The following is a 20,471-nucleotide window of genomic DNA, read 5'->3' on the forward strand; positions in this document are numbered from 1 at the left end:
ATCCTATAAAGATTGTGGATCATTATAAGGAATATGGTCATTTAAACTCAATTTTATCCATAAAAACGGGGAATATTGAATAATATTCCCCGTTTTTAATTTTAACCGGTTATTTCACTTCAACAAAGTTATCTTCCGGATTAACATCAGCCATTCTCTGGCTGAAATCAACAGCCATTGCGGCTATTTGTGATTTTGTATAAGGAATAACCAATGTATATTCTTTCTGGGTCCACGGCCAGTACGGCTGGGTTTTTAAATCACCATAGATATCTTTTTCTTTCCAGGTATGGGTAAGGTTAACAGGAATCTGGTAGTTGACAATTTTTTTATCGGCAGTTACGATACTGAAGTCAACCGGCATAGGAACCTGTCCTTTATTGATCAGCGTAATGGTTGTAGATTTCGCATCATATTTTACATCCTTGATTCCATAATCAATCGTCTTTGTTGTATTGATCCAGTAATGATGGAACCATTTAAGATCCATTCCGGAAACTTTCTGTGCAATGTGAAGGAAATCCCTGTCTGACGGGTGTTTCAGATGCCATTGATCATAATACTGTTTTAAGGTTTCTGCCAGATTTTCTTCCCCCATGATATATCCCAGCTGCACCAGATATAATTCTCCTTTTACATAAGAAGCATAGGTGTACGAAGTGCCGTTATCATGATGGTCTCCCAACCATACAGCAGGCTCTTCAATCCCTTTCTTAAGAAACTTTCTGTAAGCCTCTAATGTTTTATAAAAAGGATTGGGCAGGTCTTCAGGAAACAGCTGGTGCATAACAAATCCTTCTGCATAGCTTGTAAATCCTTCATCCATCCATGGGCGCATCGGTTCATTGGTTGCCAGCATCTGCTGATACCAGGAATGGGCACCTTCATGGGCCATTAATCCCATTAAATCTTTAATACTTTTGGCCTCTCCTAAAATCATGGTGCACATTCCGTATTCCATTCCTCCGTCACCTCCCTGAATAAAGGCATACGTTGGATAAACATATTTTCCGAAATGCGCATTCATCATCTGGAAATATTTGGTGATATAAGGCTGTGTTTCCGCCCATACTTTTGTTTTATCATTTTTCTGGTACACCAGATATACTTTTGGACCTTCCGGAACATCAAAACTTTCAACAGAGTAATCTCTGTCTGCGCTCCATGCAAAATCCAGGATATTTTTTGCAGTCCATTTCCAGACTGCTTTTTTATTTTTATCTGCTTTAATTTTAGCATCTGCTGTATAGCCTTTCACTTCAGAAGGATTTTCAAGGATTCCTCCTGCTCCCACAACATAATCTTTATTGATCTTTATTGTTACATCAAAATCGGCAAACGGTGCATGAAACTCTCTTCCGATGTAATCAAAAGTAGCCCATCCGTCATAATCATATTCTGCAATCTTCGGATACCATTGGGTCATGGTCATATCCACGCCTTCTTTATTGTTTCTTCCGCTTCTTCTGATCTGCTGTGGAATAACAGCATCCCAATCCATTGTGAAAGTTGTTGTGGAGTTAGGCCTGATAGGTTCTGCAAGATATACTTTCATTACGGTTTCCTGGATCTCAAATTTCAGATTTTTACCATTCTGTTTAATCCAGTGAATATTCTGGGCTCCTTCTTCCTCTTTAGGAATAGAAGCCAGTCTTGAAATGCCGTCTTTCTGAAGTCTGGAATCTCCGTTCTTTCCCTGGTCTGCTACCCTCTGATCCATCATAGAATTGGGTTTAAAAGCATTCCAGTACAGGTGGAAATACACCACATTCAGTTCGTCCGGCGAGTTATTGGTATATTCTAAAGTCTGGGTTCCCTGGTAAGTAAATTTTTCAGCATTAACATCAATATTCATCCTGTACTTCGCAGTCTGCTGATAATAAGGGCCCTGCTGGGCATGAAATTGTGAAATGATAAACGCAAAAAGGATTGCAACCGATTTTCTCATTTAAAATTTATTTTTTCTAAAGGTAGGTAAATTAAATAAAAGCCTCAAATAGGGGCTATCCGAGGTTTATTCTGTTCATTATGGTTTTAGATTGTTTTTTATCTGATTGGTTAAATGTTCTTTCAGTTATACTTCTTTCCCACTCTAAAGTTTTCCGGTTCTTGTTTTTGATGGTCTCTGCAATACAGAATCCTCTTTTATATTCATTATCAACAATTTATACCATATCTGTTTTCAGGTTATCAGAAAGCAGTTTTCTGATCAGAGTAATCTGCCCCAAATGGTAATAAGCATGCTCAATCATCCCGTCTATATTTCTTCGGTAGGTTCCGTATTTTTCATCTACGAAAACCTCATCTATTTTATCATCAGGAATCTGCTCAACTAATACAGCAAATCTTTCTGAATCTGTCCACAGTTTATTTAATAGTTCTTCCCACTGCTTCTGAGATTCAATAGGTGGAAGATCGAAACTGAACTGGTCTTTTATTTCGAGTTCACCCCCTTCGAGAACATTTTTAACTCCTGCTATATAATAATGGATATGAAAGGTGAGCATGGCTATCGTATTTAAAGAACCCACTTTTGTGACTGCCTGTTCCCATGTAACATCTGAAAGCTGGTGTTTATAATTGGTATTGGAAATCCAGAGCCCATCCAGCAGGACCTCCCTGAATCTTTTAGCTAATTGTGAAGTTTGATTCATTGATTTTTATTTATTGTCAAAATATAACCCAATTTTTTTCCATTATTTTTAGGATCCTCCCACAAATTACAAAATTCATTCTTATCATAAATCCTTAATGAATCCGCCGGATCTGCCACATAAACTTTTGAATCTTCTATTTTATATACTACGACAAAATGATTAGATTTCCAATAAGCAATACAAGGCAACTTTACATTCTTACTCAAACTTTGAAAATCAACTTCCAATCCCTCAGGTTTAAACCCCAATGATTCCGCTGCATCAAACAATTCAAGCATCGTTGTTCCTTTATCATTAACATGGGTGATTTCACTTAAGAATTTCTCTGTATAAGTTTTTCCGTAATACTTAAAAACCATTCTTAGACAGGCTGGTCCGCAATTATTTTCATTTGTTTGCTTGTAGAATGGGAAACTTTGTCCCTCCTTTATATTTTTAAAGCTTAGGATAAAAAAAAACATGAGCATAAATAAAAATATGCTCATGAAAATATTTCTTAATTTATAAAGAATATTCATTCTTAAAATGTGATTATTTAGTTGCTTTCTTTCCGCTTTGTAAGATCTTTTCAAGGATTCTCAAAGTAATCAGATAGGTTGGTTTTACTCCTGTAAGGCCTAAACCTCCTGAAGAAAGCGTACTTCCTGTTTCAAGCGGATTATCCGATGCATAATAAGCATACATTACAAACAGGTCCGGTGAAATATGGTGTCTGATCTTCGAGGCAACCTGAATGGCTTTCTGGTAATGCGCTCCTTCCATTTCAAGGCCGATTGCTTTCCATGAAGTATTCATAAAATAGGAAAGAATATCCCTGTTCTGAAGAGATGTTCCTAAAACGGTAATCATTGGCCCTTCAAAAGCTTTCAGCTCATCATCTTTAAAATCGTCAAGTTTCAGCGCGTTTTCAAAAGGATAGTTATCTGCTGTCCCTTCAAAAATATGGGAGGTAGGAATCATAATGTCTCCTTTCCCGCCGGCAAGAATTCCTGCTTTACCCATAATGGAAACCGACTTTACTTTCATCATGTAAACTTCGCCTTTATGTTCGTAAGGTCTCAGCAACTCGTCCATTATTTCATAAGCCTGTTCTCCGAATGCATAATCAAAAACCATGATTACATCATCGCCTGCAAATTTGCTATCATGAAACGGTGTATTTTTAAGATCTGTTTTGCTTATATCAATAATCTGAACATCAATATTACTTCCACTCTTATCGTTGATGTAAATCATTCCTTCTTCCAAAGCATATTTGGAAACCTTGTCGCGAAGTTCCTTTTTATCGGAAATATCTCCGTACAGCTTATAATCCACTTCTTTGGTCTGCTTTTTCTTCAATGCATCATTCGCGTACAGCATATTTTTTACAGAATGCATATTAGCGGAAATGATGTGCAGCGGACGCATGTGAAGGTCGTTTTCAAACAGAACTTCTTTTACTTTATTCGCCCACTTTTCACCGAAATAGTGATGTCCTACTCTTTCTTTTAATATAGCGCTGAAATGAATTTCTCTTTCTCTGGTCTGCTTGGCATCTTCAAGACTTACTTTTCCTAAGTTGTAGATGATTTTAAACAGACGGTCAGGATTCTGATCATCCCCGAAAGTATTATAAGCGTTTAATGTTTCGTCAAAAGTTCTTCCTATTAAAGACGAAAGGTGGATCAATGCCACTTCTTTTTCCTTTCTGCTGAATTTCTTTTCTCCCTTCACCACTTCTTCAATAATTTTAAAGGCACGTGTAGGTTTCCAGTTTTCATCCTTGATGAACGCCAGATTACGGATTTTATCAGCTTCTATAAATAAGAAGGTAAGGTGGGTAAGGATGTCATAAATTTCGGAACGGCCCAAAAGAACCTCAATATTCATCTGGTGTTCGTCTATTCTATAACAGTTTCTTCTTCTCTTTTTAGGAACAATAGGTTCGAAACTTCCTTTATCAAACCCTTCATCTGACGTAAGATGAATAAAAGCGCATTCCTCGATCCCTTCCGGGAGCCTGTCTAAAACATACATCAACCCATCCAGTTCCAGCTTATTGGGAATATTCATCGTTCCATAAATCTCCGGGTTGATTGTTTTCAGCAAGCTTCTGATGCTTTCTCCCGAAACACCTCCCGGCTTGAAAAATCCTCTATAAAATAAGTGTCTCATAGAGATATATAATCTTTCAATAGCCTCTGTTGTTTCTCTTGCTCTAGAATTTGTCATAAAATAAATTTCACACAAATATACAAAATCTCCGCTCAACTTATTTTAACTATCTTTTAATAAGTTGTTTAAACCTGGTGCCGGAAAGAAGTATTTCAGATATGAAGCCTTCTTCTTATATTTATATCCTGGCAGACCTGCCGCAATAACTGATTAACCGAATGAAAAAAATACTCAATAGAATTCCCCTTTTCTGGAAGATATGGCTCAGTCATATTTTTATATATTATCCTATAAGGGCAGTATTCTTTTTATTTGGGTTTGAGAAAACCCCTGATTTCTTTCACGTCGTAAAAGTAATGCTGCTTGCGTTCTTCCCCGGTATCTATGGAATATTTGAAAGGTTTCCTTTAATCATTGTTATTCAGATACTGGTTATGTATTTCATAACGGAGAGCGTTTTCTCAAAAAAAGTATGGGCTTACCTGCTGACCATCATCGTCACGAATATCATACTTTATACCTTTAATGTTTATGATACGGAATGCTTAAAAGACACCATCTGGTCTTTCCTTATTTTCCTTCCCCTATTCCTGTTTATTTTCAGAAAAGATCTTAAAAATCGGCCTTAGCCCTTATTTCCTGCTACACACCGGCAACAAAACAGCCATACCCCCATAAAAACACCCCATTAACACTAAATTCATGTAAAAATTAAAACAACCCCTTATTTTTTTTAGGGTAAAAATATTTTTGAATCATTTTTTTTGTAAATTTGCCCTGTAAAAATTAACCTTATTATGTCAACTTTAAGATTCAAAGCGTTAGAAACCCTTCCATTTAAGGACTTCAGAAGAGATAACTCTGTTGAAGTTCCGGTGAAACTGTCCGAATTATTCTGCCAGAATGTTTTCTCAGAAGAGACTATGAGAGAATATCTGACAAAGGAAGCATTCCAATCTATTATGGATGCCGTAAAAAAAGGAACTAAAATCCAGAGACATATTGCAGACCAGGTAGCTGTTGCTATGAAAGACTGGGCGATGAGCAAAGGAGTAACTCACTACACTCACTGGTTTCAGCCTTTGACAGGAACGACTGCCGAAAAGCACGATTCTTTCTTCACCCCGATTGAAGGAGGCAGAGCGATTGAAAGATTCAGCGGAAACCTACTGATCCAGCAGGAACCTGACGCATCTTCTTTCCCGAACGGAGGAATCAGAAATACTTTTGAGGCAAGAGGTTATACCGCATGGGACCCTACTTCTCCTGCATTCATCATGGGAACAACTCTTTGTATTCCTTCGATATTCATTTCTTATACCGGGGAAACTTTAGATTATAAAGCACCCCTTCTGAGAGCTTTGAATGCCGTGGATGAAGCAGCAACCAGCGTAATGCAGTATTTTGACAAAAACGTAACAAAGGTAACCCCTACTTTAGGATGGGAACAGGAATATTTCTTAGTTGACTCTGCATTATACCAGTCACGTCCTGACCTTGTGATTACAGGAAAAACATTATTAGGACATTCTCCGGCTAAAGGACAACAGCTTGACGACCACTATTTCGGCTCTATTCCTACCAGAGTAATGAACTTCATGAAAGAGCTGGAAATTGAGTGTATGAAACTGGGAATTCCGGTAACAACAAGACATAATGAAGTAGCACCCAACCAGTTTGAGCTGGCTCCGATGTTTGAAGAAGTTAACGTTGCCGTAGATCACAACTCTTTATTGATGGACATCATGGCAAGAGTAGCCCACAAGCACCACTTCCACATTCTGTTCCACGAAAAACCATTCGCAGGAGTAAACGGAAGCGGAAAGCACAACAACTGGTCTTTAGCTACAGATACAGGAGAAAATCTTTTGAGCCCGGGAAAGAACCCTAAGAAAAACTTACAGTTCCTTACTTTCTTTGTGAATACAATCAAGGCTGTGTATGAGTATGCCGACCTTTTAAGAGCCAGCATTGCATCAGCGAGCAATGACCACAGACTTGGAGCTAACGAAGCACCTCCTGCGATCATTTCCGTATTTATCGGAAGCCAGCTGTTCAGCGTATTGGAAGAACTTGAAAAAGTAACCAACGGAAAATTAAGTCCGGAAGAAAAAACAGAATTAAAATTAAATGTTGTAGGAAAAATCCCTGAGATCCTTCTTGACAACACCGACAGAAACAGAACTTCGCCTTTCGCGTTTACAGGAAATAAATTTGAGATCAGAGCCGTAGGTTCTTCTGCCAACTGTGCAGAGTCTATGACGGTAATGAATACTATCGCAGCCAAGCAGCTGAGCGACTTCAAAAAAGAAGTGGATGCCCTTATCGAAACAGGTCTTAAGAAAGATGAAGCCATCTTCAATGTATTAAGAGAATACATCAAACAATGTAAAAACATTATGTTTGAAGGAGACGGGTATTCTGACGACTGGGCTAAAGAAGCTAAAAAGAGAGGTCTTAACAATTTAAAAACCACTCCTGAAGCCCTTAAGCAGGAAATGAATAAAAAGTTCCTTGACCTTTACGAAGAAGTTGGCGTATTTACCCACAGAGAAGTTGAAGCCAGAAACGAGATCAAACTAGAAAAATATTCTACGGTAATTGATATTGAAGCCAGAGTGTTAAGTGATATTGCAAGAAACCACATTATCCCTTCTGCGTTAAATTATCAGAACCGGTTAATTGAGAACGTTAAAGGATTAAAAGAGATTTTCGGAGACAAGGAATTCAAATCATTGGCTAAAGAGCAGATGAGCTTAATTACAAGCATTTCCGAGAATGTTTCTAAAATTAAATTAGGGGTTGAAGACCTTATTAAAGCGAGAGAAGCAGCGAAAGCTGTATCAGATAGTCAGAAGCAGGCAGAAGATTACTGCAACAAAGTAAAACCATTATTTGATGCTATCAGAGAAGCTTCTGATGACCTTGAAATGATGGTTGATGATGAACTTTGGCCAATGACTAAATATAGAGAAATGTTATTTACAAAATAACATCTGTAAAGTTCCATATTAGTTTTAAATCCTCGGTTTTCCGGGGATTTTTTTTGTTTTATTAACATCCTGAAAAATTGGAATTTAAACTCACAAACCCCGATTTATAGAAGAAAATCGATACCGTTTGTTAAAGAATCTTAATAAAAAAAACCGCAGACTTACCAAAAATAGGCGGTTGCGGTTTGTTTTTCTTTAACATACCCAAATAATATGTTAAATAGTGTTAAAATAAGATCCTGACAATTATCATATCAGGGGTCTTTTACTCGGAATCTCTACTTTTGTAATGCTTTTGAAAAATAAATATTCCTTTTAACACGGATAATCAAATATATATGAAGAAAAGAGTTTTGTTTTATTTAGTTGCTTTAGTTTCTACAGTTTCATTACAATCTTGCGCTACAAATTATGTAGTTTCACAACCAGCAACTTACACTAAAGAATACAAAACAGATGCCAAACTAGCTTCTATCGACAATAAGAAAATGGAGCAGGATAAGCAGAGACTCATTGATTCTTTCCTTGCTGAAAAAGCAGCATCTATCGCCAACGCGAAAAAAGCTATTAAAAATTCTGAGATTGCAAAAGCAGTCAAATACAATAAAACCATCGACAATATTCTTGCAGAAGCTGAAACGTACCTTGGAACTCCTTACCGATACGGAGGGATGACCAGAAAAGGTATAGATTGTTCAGCTTTCGTTCTTTCTGTATTCGGAGCTGCGGCAGGATTAAGCTTACCAAGAGTAGCTGCTTCCCAGGCCCAGGAAGGAGAGAGAATTGAAAAAGAAAATCTTCAGAAAGGAGATCTTATTTTCTTCTCTCACGGAAGAAGAATTTCTCACGTAGGTATTGTAGAAAGTGTTACTGAAGACGGCGAAGTAAAATTTATTCACGCTGCCACTTCAAAAGGAGTAATGGTTTCGTCACTGAATGATTCTTATTGGGGACCTAAATACAGATTCGCGAAAAGAGTAATCAATGAAAATGGGGATGCATATAACAATCTTGCATCAACTACTCCAGCAGCCGCTGCAAGTTTTTAATTTTAAATAATTGATTTAAATAATGAAGCCGTCAGAAAACCCTGACGGTTTTTTTATTGATGGAGTTTATTGAAATTAATATAGTGCTTGTATTTAATTTAAATTGAAGAGCTAGTTACTCCTGTCAATTTCAATATCCAGCTTATACAACAGTCCATGCACTTCCGAAAGGGAGAATTTAGCTTTTTTAAGCCTGTTTACAGCAGGATCTATGGAATAATTGAAGGAGGACCTCAAATCTGCTTTTTCAAGGTTAGAATGGTCGAAAATTGCCCCGGAAAGATCACAGCCGCTCAACATTGAATTTGAAAGGTCGCAATCTGTAAAATCTACCTCGATTAATTTTGAATTTTTAAACACTGTCTTTTTTATGGAAATTCCGTAAAACACAGAGTTATTAAGCATACATCCTTCAAATCTGAAGGAAAGTCCAAATCCGTTACATTCACCGAACTGAAGCCCCAGCATCTTGCACTCTTTAAAATGAGTATTCCGGAAAGCAGTATTAACAAGCTTTACCATGCTTATATTGCAGCCTGAAAACTCACAATCCGTAAATGTAAAGCCGGAAAGATCTGTATATTCAAAATTACAGTTACTGAAAGTACAATTTTCATACTCTCCTTTTTTCAGTGGAGAACGGGCAAAGTTTATATTTTCAAAGTTTTGATCAGCAGTGTATATATCTTTCATAAGCCTACAGGAGCTATACTGAGAAAATTTCCCCAATTAAATATTGAATGTTGTAATTTCGATTGTATAAAAACCGATTTCTAAACAAGACTGTTCTTATCGGAATAGTTCAGCTTAAAGAAAATAAAAGTCATCATAGAGAAGGCCAGCAATGAACTTCCTCCGTAACTGAAATACGGAAGCGGAATCCCTACTGTTGGAAACAACCCCATTACCATCCCTAAATTGATTGAAAAGTGCATCAGCAGGATCGAAGCAAAACAATACCCGAATACCCTGTTAAAAGTTGATTTCTGACGTTCTGCAAGATAGTAGATTCGTCCGATATAGATCATATAGCAGAAAACAAGCACGGCACTTCCTATAAAGCCCCATTCTTCTCCTACCGTACAAAAAATATAATCGGTTTCCTGTTCCGGAACGAATTTTCCTTGGGTAACAGATCCTTCACGGTATCCTTTCCCTGTCAACCCTCCTGATCCGATTGCTGTTTTTGAATATAATAAGTTATATCCTGAAGTATCCCGGAAAGCTTTTTCTCCTTTATAAAGCACTTCAATTCTTTCTCTCTGGTGCTTCGGAAGCTTTTCAAGAATATAAGGTGATCCGAAAGCCAATCCGCAAAGCAGAAGAATAGATCCCGAAATACCCGAAATAGAAATCACATCCCATGACATCCTATGGTAATTCATAGCGATTAGGACTCCTGCAATAACCAATATGGTAATAACTACATACAACGGAGGAATGGCCAGGGAAATCAGAAATACTCCTGCAAAAATAAATCCTATTCCAAAGAGCATACCGCTAAGTCCTTCTCTGTATAAAGCAATAAAAAATGCGATGAAAACTAACATGGAGCCTACATCAGGAATGGCCAGAACAACAACCGCAGGAATGCCTATAATAGCAAGTGCAGTCCAAAGGGATTTTTTATTTTTTAGATTAAAATCTGGTCCGGAAACATAGTTCGCCAGCATCAGTGCGGTCCCTATTTTTGCAAATTCTACAGGCTGCATGGTAAAACTTCCAAACTTATACCAGTTTTTCTGTCCCAGGATCTCTTTTCCAAAAGGAAACAGACCAATCAGAAGCAGAACCCCGCCAATATAGATGATTCCTGCCATATTTTCGAAGAACTTGCTTCTTCCTACAAATATCACAAGCCCAACAAACAAAGAAATACAAAAAAATATCAGCTGCTTTTCTCCCAGCTTCTGATCAACACTGTAAATATTGGCAATGGCAAAAATGCAAAGCAGGAAATACAGTCCGAGACCTAATTTATCTATTCCTTCTGCCCACTTCATTGCTTTAAAGGTTTTTTGTTGTTTTTAGTTTCTTCGTTTATCTTTTTCTGAAGCTTTGCTTTCTGTTCCCTGATAAAATTCAGACTGTCCTGTTTTCTCTTCAGTTTAACAGAATCTGTTTTAGGCTCTACATACAGACCTTTACGTTTCAGATCAGCAATCCATTGTCTTTTATACTCAGGCATGAAGCTCGCACTGGTCATTTTTTTGTAGAGATTTTCCCGCTTCAGGTCTCCAGTAATATACTTTTCAGCGATCACCGTACAGGCAGGGCCAGCCCATGTTGCTCCGAAACCGGCATGCTCCATTACCGCAGCAACTACAATTCTGGGTTTATCAGCCGGGGCAATCAGAACAAAGATTGAGTTATCCTTCCCCTGCGGTACCTGTGCAGTACCCGTTTTTGCCAATTGGGTAAAATCGTTGGATTTTAAGCTTCTTGCCGTTCCCCTCAGAACTACCGCTTCCATACCTTTCAGCACAGGTTCAAAATGTTTCGGATCTACAAGCGTTTTATGTTTTACTTTGAATCTTGGATCCGGATTAGGTTTTCCATCAATTGATTTCACGATATGTGGCGTGTAATACCAACCCTTATTGGCAATAGCAGCCACAAAGTTGGCCATCTGCAGCGGAGTAAGCATAACATCTCCCTGACCCATTCCGTTAAAAACAGCTCCGGTAGCTAAAGGATCCCAGTTTTTGAAATCTTTTTTACCACTGTATTTATTTAAAGCTTTCTGTCTTTTTTCATAAAATTCTCCTGAAGGAATTTTTCCGGGTGCTCCAGAAGCAAGGTCATTATTCAAATATTCCCCAACTCCGAAACTGTTCATGATCTTTTTCCACTCATCCACTCCTTTGGAAGGATTTCCAGGATACTTATTCATAATCGCCAGGTAAGCATGTGAGAAATAGCAGTTACTGGAGACCTGGATAGAAGGGATAAGAGGATCTGCTCCTCCGTGTCCTTTAATTCTTAATCCTTTATAATAGAAGCCTCCTCCACAAGGGAAAATTGTATTTTCTGTCATCACTCCCATCTGCATTCCGGCAAGAGCGGTAAGAAGCTTAAAGGTAGATCCCGGTGGATATGCTGCCTGAACAGACCTGTCGAAAGTAGGCTTATTTTCGTAAAGTGTATCTTTGATTAAGGCGTATAGGTTTTTAGATTTATTAGGACCTACGAAAAGGTTAGGGTCAACATCCGGGCCTGTTGCCATTGTTAAAATTTCCCCGTTATTAGGATCAATCGCTACGATAGCTCCATGCTTATCCACCAGCATTTCTTCGGCCATTCTCTGAAGGTCATAATCAATGGTCAGGGTAATATCCTTTCCGGTAATAACATCTTTATCGAGGGTTCCGTTTTTATAAGAACCAATATTACGCAGCCTGATGTCTTTCTGGATATATTTAACACCTTTTACTCCACGAAGCTCCTTTTCATAAGATCTTTCCACTCCTTTTTTTCCGACGAAATCCCCCGGAAGATAATAAGTGGAATCCATTTTTATATCCCTTTCGTTTACTTCACTGGTATACCCGAGAAGGTTTCCGGAAGTGGAAACTTCATACTGACGCTGAGGTCTTGATACGATACTGAATGCCGGATATTTGAAAATAATTTCCTGCACTCTTGCAATATCTTCCCTGCTGAGGTTTTTAATAAACGTCATTGGGGTCAGCTTGGAATAATATTTTTCTTTTTTAATAAGATTGATTCTGTTGATAAAATCATTTTTAGAAATCTGCATAAGGCTGCAGAACCCCAAGGTATCAAAATCAGGCTTCATCAGGGCCTGGGTAAACGAAATTTCATAAGCAGGCTGGTTTCCTACCAGGATCTTTCCGTTCCTGTCAAAAATAACCCCTCTCTGCGGGATCACATATTCCGTTTTAATTGACGTATTGGCCGCGTTCAGTGCATAACGGTCTGTAAACAGCTGTAAATAGGCAAGCCTCGCTACAAAAATAAGAGCGATAACAACAAGAATGGAAAAGATTTTTAAATAACGTGTGTTCAAACTTTTTGTTTGATTTTAAATATTAATGCATAAATAACGATAAATATAAAGGAAATTATACTTGTTATCACAACATTAAGTAATATTTCAAAAAACCTGCTAAATTTAAAAAATTCAATATACTGCACCACAAGCTGATGCAGAAAGATACTGGAAAACAGAAACAGCAAAAACTGCGCCCATTGAAGGGACTGAAAAGAAAAAAAATCTGTAGATGTATCTGTAGATGTTCTGAATATCAATGTTCTGAAGTAAGCAATCAGAGTTGTAGCAAATGCATTAATCCCTCCGGAATACAAAAGAATATCTACCGAAAGGCCAATCAGAAAGCTTAAAGCCAAAAACTGGAATTTGTTTCTGAAGAAAGGATAAAACATAACAAACACCGGGTATATTACCGGTGTATATTTTCCGAATATCGTAATCTTGTACAATACAAAAACTTGTAATGCAACCAGGAAAATCATGATTAATATATCGGTAAATAAAGTTCTGCTAATCATTTTCTTTTTTTATTACAGCCTGCATGGTATCCTGAATTTTCTGAACCTCAGCTTTCTTAAGATTTTTCACAACATATACTTTGCTTAAGGCGCCCATCTTCTCACTCAATTCAACAGAGATATCCCAGAAACCGGTTTTATTATCTACTGAATATCCTGCAATAGTCCCAATCATAACTCCTTTTGGGAAGATCGCCGATTTTCCGTCTGTAACAACGGTATCTCCAATTTTTAAAGCAACATATTTTGGAATATCAGCAAGGTGCATCACTCTTGAATTGTCTCCGTTCCAGGTTAAAGTCCCAAAGTATCCGGAGTTTTTAAGAGAGGCATTGATTCTGATCCTGTTAACACTCAGCACAGACTGAACGAGAGCATAGCCATCGGTAGAATTGATGACGATTCCCGCAATTCCTCTTGGTGCCATTACCCCCATCTGCGGAAAAACACCGTCCCTCCGGCCCCGGTTAATGGTAAAATAATTATTTCGTCTGTTGATACTATTAAATACAATTTCTCCGTCTACAAAAGTATAGATCTGCCCGCCGCCTAACGTGTCATGAACTTTTCTGAATACAGGGTTCTTTGCTCCTTCTTTGCCGTAAAGCTCAGTCATCAGGGCTTTATTCTGTGCTACAAGATCTTCATTGGTCTGTTTCAGCTTCAGATAAGAAACCCCTTCATCAATATAGCCTGAAACCCAGGAATTCAGCGCAGCCGACTGGCCGGCGATCCAGGATCTCTGCATGGCGTTTTTAGAGAATATCAGAACAAGAGCAATAATTTGCAGGAATATAAAGAAGACAAAAAGAGCATTCTTCGAAAATAATCTCAGCAAAAATCCCATTCAGATATAAGGTCGTAAAAAAGTTAAAATTATTTAATTAAGAAATTGAATTTATCCATATTCTTAAGGGCAATACCGGTTCCGCGTACTACAGCTCTCAACGGATCTTCTGCTACAAAAACAGGAAGACCGGTTTTTTTGTGTAGTCTGTCTGCAAGACCTCTCAACAATGCACCTCCACCTGCAAGATAAATACCTGTTTTATAGATATCAGCTGCAAGTTCCGGCGGTGTAAGGGAAAGTGTTTCCATTACGGCATCCTCAATTCTGATGATGGATTTATCCAATGCCCGTGCAATTTCTTTGTATCCTACCATGATCTCTTTTGGCTTACCTGTGATAAGGTCTCTTCCCTGTACCGGAATATCTTCAATATCCACATCAAGATCTTCAACAGCAGAACCTACTTCAATTTTGATTCTTTCTGCCGTTCTTTCCCCGATGTAAAGATTATGGTGGGTTCTTAAATAATAAGCAATATCATTGGTAAATACATCTCCTGCAATTTTCACAGATTTATCACATACAATACCTCCCAAAGCAACAACAGCAATCTCAGTAGTACCTCCACCTATGTCGATAATCATATTTCCTTCAGGTTTCTGAACATCAATTCCCACTCCTATTGCAGCAGCCATTGGTTCATAAATCAGTCTTACTTCTTTTGCATTTACTTTCTGCGCAGAATCTCTTACGGCTCTTTTCTCAACTTCAGTAATTCCGGAAGGAATACAGATCACGATTCTGAGTGCCGGCTGAATGAATTTACCTTTAATTCCAGGAATTTTTTTAATAAATTCTTTAATCATATGCTCGGAAGCATGGAAGTCTGCAATAACCCCATCCTTAAGCGGACGGATGGTCTTAATATCTTCATGAGTTTTACCCTGCATATGTTTAGCCTGCTCCCCGACAGCAATCGGTCTACCCGTAGAACGTTCAATTGCGACAATTGACGGCTGATCTATAACAATTTTATTATTATGGATGATAAGGGTATTGGCAGTACCTAGGTCTATCGCAATTTCTTGCGTAAACATATCGAATAAACTCATATTTTTCTTCTGATTTTAAGTTTACAAAGATATAAATTTAACACTACTAAAGAAATTTAACGAGCATATAATTTGGTTAAAGTTTTATTAAAATTTACAATCATTTATTAACTTTTGCCCTAATCATTTACAGAGCCTGATTTAAACTAAAATTCATGGAAAGATGGAGGAATGGCGAAATCATGGAAAAATTCATCAATCCGCTTATTTGCTACAAGCTATAAAACCTGCTTTTTTAACTTTCTTCATTCTTTTAATTTAACAAAAATCACCAATAATCAGGTGTGACCAAATAGTTTTTTACGATAATTATCATATACATTATCAGAGGACAGTTAATGAAAAAAAACGTAAATTTGCGACTGCTTATGTTACAGTATTCCAACATCCATCAAACATCGAATTTTGCAGTGCTTTCCATCAGCTACGAGAAGGCTGATGTAGAAACCAGAGGCAAGTTTGCATTCTTTGATGAGAATATTAAAAACTTCGTTACCAGGATCCACACGGAGGATCTTGGAGATGCTTTTGTGGTCTCCACCTGTAACAGAACAGAAATCTATACCACCTCTCCCAATTATCTTCTGGTAGCAGAGGAATACTGCAAAACCATCGGGGTACATCTGACGGATTTTCTTCAGTTTGCCAATATTCTTACCAAAGAAGAAGCTCTGATCCATTTATTCAGAGTAGCGGCAGGACTGGAAAGCCAGATTATCGGAGATTTTGAGATCATCGGACAGATCAAAAAAGCATACAGCCGTTTTAAGAAGGAAAGACAGAATTCAAATCCTTATCTGGAAAGAGCAATTAATGCTGCAATCCAGATCTCGAAAAGAATTAAAAACGAAACAGGCATCTCCAACGGAGCGGCTTCCGTTTCGTATGCTGCCGTTCATTATATCCTGAACAGCCAGAAAAGAATTACTGAAAAAAACATTCTTCTTCTGGGTGTGGGAGAAATTGGGCAGAATACCGTTGAAAACCTGGTAAAGCATGTTTATCAGCCAAAAATTAAGATTGCCAACCGAACTCAGGAGAAAGCTGAAAAAATTTCCCAAAAGTATCATATTCCTCACGTTGATTATTCTGATTTTGACAAGGAACTGAAAAATACAGATATTCTGATTGTTGCAACGGGAGCAAAACACCCTATTGTTAACAAATCTCATTTTCCCAACGGAAAGGAAACCCTGGTAATAGATCTTTCCATTCCGCATAACGTAGAAAAAGACGTTACGGAAAATGAAAACGTAACCCTGATTGATGTGGACGAACTTTCCAAACAGATTCAGGAAACGATTCAGCAGCGGGAAAAAGAGATCCCAAAAGCAGAAAAGATCATCAAAGAACTGATGAAAGATTTCATTGAATGGGAAAAAAAGAGAAAGCTGGCTCCTAATATTCATCACTTCAAAGCCGTTCTGAAGAACATGGAACGCAATGAAATGCATAATTTTTATAAAAAAAATAAATATATAAATATCACGGATATGGAGCTTTCTGATAAGATGATTCAGAAAATTACCAACCGTTTTGCAAAATATATTATAGACAACCCTTTAAAAGCCGAAGAAATTAGTAAATTAATGCACGAAATATTAGTTGAACAACCAAACAACGAATTCAATGAAAAGCATTAGAATCGGAACAAGGAATTCCGCACTTGCACTTTGGCAGGCCAGGGAGGTTGCGAGGCACCTTCAAAATAACAATTATTTAACGGAAATTATACCTATCGTATCTTCTGGCGACAAGAACTTAAACCAACCGCTGTATTCTTTGGGAATCACAGGGGTTTTTACAAGGGATCTTGATGTTGCCTTGTTAAACGACGAGATTGATATTGCCGTACACTCTCTGAAAGATGTTCCTACACAGCTGCCTCAACATATTGAGCTGGTTGCTTATCTGGAAAGAGATTACCCTCAGGATGTTCTTATTCGCAAGGAATCCGCACAAAATAAAGAGTTTCACGAACTGAAACTGGCTACAAGCAGCCTGAGAAGAAGAGCATTCTGGCTCAGAAATTATCCGCATGCTGAGTTTTCCGATATCCGCGGAAATATCCAGACCCGCCTTCAGAAGCTGGAGGAAGGTGATTTTGACGCAACAATTCTGTCTTTGGCCGGAATTAAAAGGATGAAAATGGACATTGATTATGAAATGCTTCCACTGATGATCCCAGCTCCGTCACAAGGCGTAATTGCAGTAGCCGGGCATTCTGATAAAAAAGAAATCAACGAAATCTTAAGCCAGATTAATCATAAGCCCACCCGGATCTGCGTAGAAATAGAACGAAATTTCCTGAGCACACTGGAAGGAGGCTGTACCGCACCTATTGGCGCTTTTGCAGAAATCATCGAAAATCAGATCCGCTTTAAAGCAGCATTGTGTTCGCTGGACGGGAAGAACTGTATTGCAACAGATGAGAATTTCGAATACAATGAAATGGAGAACTTTGGGGAAAAATTTGCAAAAGCTGTTCTTGAAAACGGAGGAAAAGAGTTAATGGCAGAGATCAAAAGCCAGATTTAGACTGATTTTAAAATCATTAATTTCAGTCTTTATTATATTCTTATCCTTACCTTCCATCTTCAAGCTTAACAATAATGAAAATCTTATTTACCAAAAACATAGACCCCGCCGTTATATCCAGAGAATTAGGAAAGGATGTTTCTGCTGACTGTGTTGAAGTAATTAAGACTTCACCACTAAGAATAGTCCCGTTTGACCTTAGAAATTATTCTTTAATATTCACAAGCGTCAATGGTGTTACATCTTTTTTTGAAAACGGCTTCAGACCCAATGAAGATTTCACAGTAAAGAACTACAATAAAATTTACTGTGTTGGAGAAAAGACAAAACGGGAACTCAGAAAACATGGTTTCGGTACTTTTAAAGTACTGAAAAATGCAGAAGCGCTTTCCGGTTTCATTATCGGGAAATGCCAGCATGAACAGTTTCTTCACTTCTGCGGCAATCTGGCTATTGATGTTCTGGACAAAGATCTTCCTTTACAGAATATTAAGTATAAAAAGATCATCGTTTACGCTACAGAAGAATTATATCCTTCTGTATCTGAAAAATATCATGCTGCAGTTTTTTTTAGTCCGAGCGGAGTTCGTAGTTTTGCAAAATTAAATTCTCTGGATGGTATGAAAATTTTTTCGATAGGAGAAACAACGTCCGGAGAACTTAGAAAATATACTAAGGAGAAGATCTTTACATCAGAAGGCAATACCCTGATTTCAGTTTTTGAACTGATAAAAAAAGAACTTTAGAAATTTCAGAGGTCTCCTCTATCAACAATAACTGCCTGAAAAGGCAGAACGACAGTTTTAGTTTAAATAAATTATGATTAAAAACGACTTATATTTAAAAGCACTCCGCGGAGAAACCGTTGAAAGGCCGCCGGTATGGATGATGAGACAGGCCGGAAGATATCTGCCGGAATTTATTGCTCTTCGTGATCAATATGATTTCTTTACCAGATGTCAGACTCCTGAACTTGCAGCAGAAATTACTGTACAGCCCATCAGAAGATTTCCCCTGGATGCCGCTATTCTGTTCTCTGATATTCTAGTGGTTCCTCAGGCTATGGGAATTGATTTTAAAATGAAAGAATCTGTAGGCCCTTGGCTGGATAATCCTATCAGAACAGCAGAACAGGTTCAGAATATTGAGGTTCCTGACGTAAATGACACTCTGGGATATGTTTTTGATGCTATTGAACTAACTCTTCAGAAACTGGATAATGAAATTCCGTTAATTGGTTTTGCAGGCTCTCCATGGACGATTCTCTGCTACTGTGTGGAAGGTAAAGGCAGCAAAGCTTTTGATATTGCGAAATCATTCTGTTTTCAGCAGCCTGAAGCCGCTCATTTACTGCTTCAGAAAATCACCGATACAACTATTGCCTATCTTAAAAGAAAAGTTGAAAAAGGCGTTTCTGCCGTTCAGATATTCGATTCGTGGGGAGGAATGTTATCTCCTGCCGACTACCAGGAGTTCTCATGGCAGTATATTAACCAGATTGTTGAAGCACTAAGCCCATTAACCCACGTAGTGGTATTTGGAAAAGGATGCTGGTTTGCCCTGGAAGATATGACCATGTCCAAAGCTTCAGCATTAGGCGTTGACTGGACCATTACTCCTGAATTTGCAAGAACTTTAACTAATCACACGATGACTCTTCAGGGAAATTTTGATCCTGCAAGACTTCATTCTACTCCTGAAACAATTAAAAAAATGGTAACCGAAATGATCAACCGTTTTGGAAAGGACCGATATATCGCTAATCTTGGACACGGAATTCTTCCTAATATCCCGGTAGAAAATGCAGAGGCATTCATCAGAGCAGTTGTAGACTGGAAACCCAATTCTGAATTTTAAATACAGACTGAATACAATTCTAAATAATAAGCCTCATGAGTTTTAAACTTATGAGGTTTTTACATCAAAAAAAAAAACTAAACCTATGGAAAATGAAAATAATCCTAATTTTGAAGACTTCATAAATTTTGTTAATCAGACCCGTGAAGAGAAAAAGCAGGAAATTAACACTGAGTTATATGAGAAAATATCTTTGTGTGTAGATCAGATCATTGAGTTCCGGCAAAGTAAAGACCCGGGTCTTTTTATTACAACACTTCAGAAGCTTAAAGAAGTAGCCCTGGAATGTGATATAGATGAGGTTACCAACGTCTTACTTTACGAAAGAATTTACGCTACCCATTCAAAGGAATACAGCGAATTTTTCTCAGACATTGTAGTCCCTCACATGTATGGAAAGAGCAAAAAAGAAAATTTCCAGTATATCGAAAATATCATATTTACTCCGGAAGACAGCAAAAGAGAACAGGCTCTGGTTATCTATCTCAAAATAGCCAAAGAACATGGCGAGCATCAGCGAAAGATTCTGAACTTTGTGGAACAGAACTATCAACAGTTTTCTAAAAATCAAAAAGTTCTTTTTTGTATGCTGACCGATGAAATACTGAGCCACAGCCCACACGCCAATAGAATTAAAAAATTAATGAACATAAAAGAATATTCATTAACCTACGGAGGTGATGATACTCACGAAAGCAATCAGGAACACAAATCTCCCAATAAAAAATGGTGGGAATTCTGGAAATAATTCATAAAAAAACCTCTGAACATTCAGAGGTTAATTT

General features: G+C 37.8%; 18 protein-coding genes. 8 read left to right on the forward strand and 10 right to left on the reverse strand.

What is annotated here, in order from left to right; translation table 11 throughout:
- Positions 1–109 precede the first annotated feature (109 nt).
- The 4 genes from AOB46_RS08440 to AOB46_RS08455 form a co-directional block, all read right to left on the reverse strand.
- Entirely contained in the window at positions 110–1,948 is a 1,839-nt protein-coding gene (locus tag AOB46_RS08440) for a M1 family metallopeptidase (RefSeq protein WP_062698245.1), read from the reverse strand.
- A 217-nt stretch (positions 1,949–2,165) separates the two neighbouring features.
- A complete protein-coding gene (locus AOB46_RS08445; RefSeq protein ID WP_062698247.1) occupies positions 2,166–2,654 on the reverse strand; it encodes a hypothetical protein in 489 nt (162 codons plus the stop codon).
- Complete coding sequence (locus AOB46_RS08450; protein ID WP_157845047.1) at positions 2,651–3,142, reverse strand: cysteine peptidase family C39 domain-containing protein; 492 nt, start codon at positions 3,140–3,142, stop codon at positions 2,651–2,653. The genes AOB46_RS08445 and AOB46_RS08450 overlap by 4 nt, the downstream gene beginning before the upstream one ends.
- 46 nt (positions 3,143–3,188) lie before the next feature.
- Positions 3,189–4,871 (reverse strand): DUF6909 family protein, encoded by a 1,683-nt coding sequence (locus AOB46_RS08455; RefSeq protein WP_062698251.1) that lies wholly within the window; start codon positions 4,869–4,871, stop codon positions 3,189–3,191.
- Between the two features lie 161 nt (positions 4,872–5,032).
- Here AOB46_RS08455 and AOB46_RS08460 point away from each other — a divergent pair, with 161 nt between their 5' ends.
- The 3 genes from AOB46_RS08460 (at position 5,033) to AOB46_RS08470 (ending at position 8,856) form a co-directional block, all read left to right on the forward strand.
- Complete coding sequence (locus tag AOB46_RS08460) at positions 5,033–5,443, forward strand: hypothetical protein (RefSeq protein WP_131724337.1); 411 nt, start codon at positions 5,033–5,035, stop codon at positions 5,441–5,443.
- Positions 5,444–5,611: 168 nt separating this feature from the next.
- The gene (locus AOB46_RS08465) at positions 5,612–7,807 is read left to right on the forward strand and encodes a glutamine synthetase III (protein WP_062698256.1); all 2,196 of its coding nucleotides are present in this window, start codon (positions 5,612–5,614) and stop codon (positions 7,805–7,807) included.
- A gap of 338 nt (positions 7,808–8,145) precedes the next feature.
- A complete protein-coding gene (locus AOB46_RS08470; protein ID WP_062698258.1) occupies positions 8,146–8,856 on the forward strand; it encodes a C40 family peptidase in 711 nt (236 codons plus the stop codon).
- Between the two features lie 111 nt (positions 8,857–8,967).
- On the opposite strand, the gene AOB46_RS08475 is transcribed toward AOB46_RS08470, so the two are convergent.
- The 6 genes from AOB46_RS08475 to AOB46_RS08500 form a co-directional block, all read right to left on the reverse strand.
- Entirely contained in the window at positions 8,968–9,549 is a 582-nt protein-coding gene (locus AOB46_RS08475) for a pentapeptide repeat-containing protein (RefSeq protein WP_062698260.1), read from the reverse strand.
- A gap of 80 nt (positions 9,550–9,629) precedes the next feature.
- Positions 9,630–10,859, reverse strand: a complete 1,230-nt coding sequence (rodA, locus tag AOB46_RS08480; protein WP_062698262.1) for a rod shape-determining protein RodA — start codon at positions 10,857–10,859, stop codon at positions 9,630–9,632.
- Positions 10,856–12,886, reverse strand: a complete 2,031-nt coding sequence (locus AOB46_RS08485; RefSeq protein ID WP_062698264.1) for a peptidoglycan D,D-transpeptidase FtsI family protein — start codon at positions 12,884–12,886, stop codon at positions 10,856–10,858. Before AOB46_RS08485 ends, rodA begins: the two co-directional genes overlap by 4 nt.
- Complete coding sequence (locus AOB46_RS23825; RefSeq protein ID WP_062698266.1) at positions 12,883–13,389, reverse strand: hypothetical protein; 507 nt, start codon at positions 13,387–13,389, stop codon at positions 12,883–12,885. Before AOB46_RS23825 ends, AOB46_RS08485 begins: the two co-directional genes overlap by 4 nt.
- Complete coding sequence (mreC, locus tag AOB46_RS08495) at positions 13,382–14,236, reverse strand: rod shape-determining protein MreC (protein WP_062698268.1); 855 nt, start codon at positions 14,234–14,236, stop codon at positions 13,382–13,384. Before mreC ends, AOB46_RS23825 begins: the two co-directional genes overlap by 8 nt.
- 29 nt (positions 14,237–14,265) lie before the next feature.
- Entirely contained in the window at positions 14,266–15,291 is a 1,026-nt protein-coding gene (locus tag AOB46_RS08500) for a rod shape-determining protein (RefSeq protein WP_027381028.1), read from the reverse strand.
- A gap of 368 nt (positions 15,292–15,659) precedes the next feature.
- Here AOB46_RS08500 and hemA point away from each other — a divergent pair, with 368 nt between their 5' ends.
- The 5 genes from hemA (at position 15,660) to AOB46_RS08525 (ending at position 20,434) form a co-directional block, all read left to right on the forward strand.
- Positions 15,660–16,934: a glutamyl-tRNA reductase gene (gene hemA / locus AOB46_RS08505; RefSeq protein WP_062698270.1), complete on the forward strand. Its 1,275-nt coding sequence runs from the start codon at positions 15,660–15,662 to the stop codon at positions 16,932–16,934.
- Positions 16,921–17,829 carry a hydroxymethylbilane synthase gene (gene hemC, locus AOB46_RS08510; RefSeq protein ID WP_062698272.1) on the forward strand — a complete coding sequence of 303 codons (909 nt, stop codon included), beginning with the start codon at positions 16,921–16,923 and terminating at the stop codon, positions 17,827–17,829. Before hemA ends, hemC begins: the two co-directional genes overlap by 14 nt.
- Before the next feature lie 74 nt (positions 17,830–17,903).
- Positions 17,904–18,575 carry a uroporphyrinogen-III synthase gene (locus AOB46_RS08515; RefSeq protein WP_062698274.1) on the forward strand — a complete coding sequence of 224 codons (672 nt, stop codon included), beginning with the start codon at positions 17,904–17,906 and terminating at the stop codon, positions 18,573–18,575.
- 73 nt (positions 18,576–18,648) lie between these two features.
- Positions 18,649–19,686 (forward strand): uroporphyrinogen decarboxylase, encoded by a 1,038-nt coding sequence (hemE, locus tag AOB46_RS08520; protein ID WP_062698276.1) that lies wholly within the window; start codon positions 18,649–18,651, stop codon positions 19,684–19,686.
- A gap of 85 nt (positions 19,687–19,771) precedes the next feature.
- Positions 19,772–20,434 carry a hypothetical protein gene (locus AOB46_RS08525; RefSeq protein ID WP_062698278.1) on the forward strand — a complete coding sequence of 221 codons (663 nt, stop codon included), beginning with the start codon at positions 19,772–19,774 and terminating at the stop codon, positions 20,432–20,434.
- Positions 20,435–20,471: the final 37 nt, after the last annotated feature.

The sequence above is a fragment of the Chryseobacterium indologenes genome (assembly GCF_001295265.1).
Classification (GTDB): Bacteria; Bacteroidota; Bacteroidia; order Flavobacteriales; family Weeksellaceae; genus Chryseobacterium; species Chryseobacterium indologenes_A.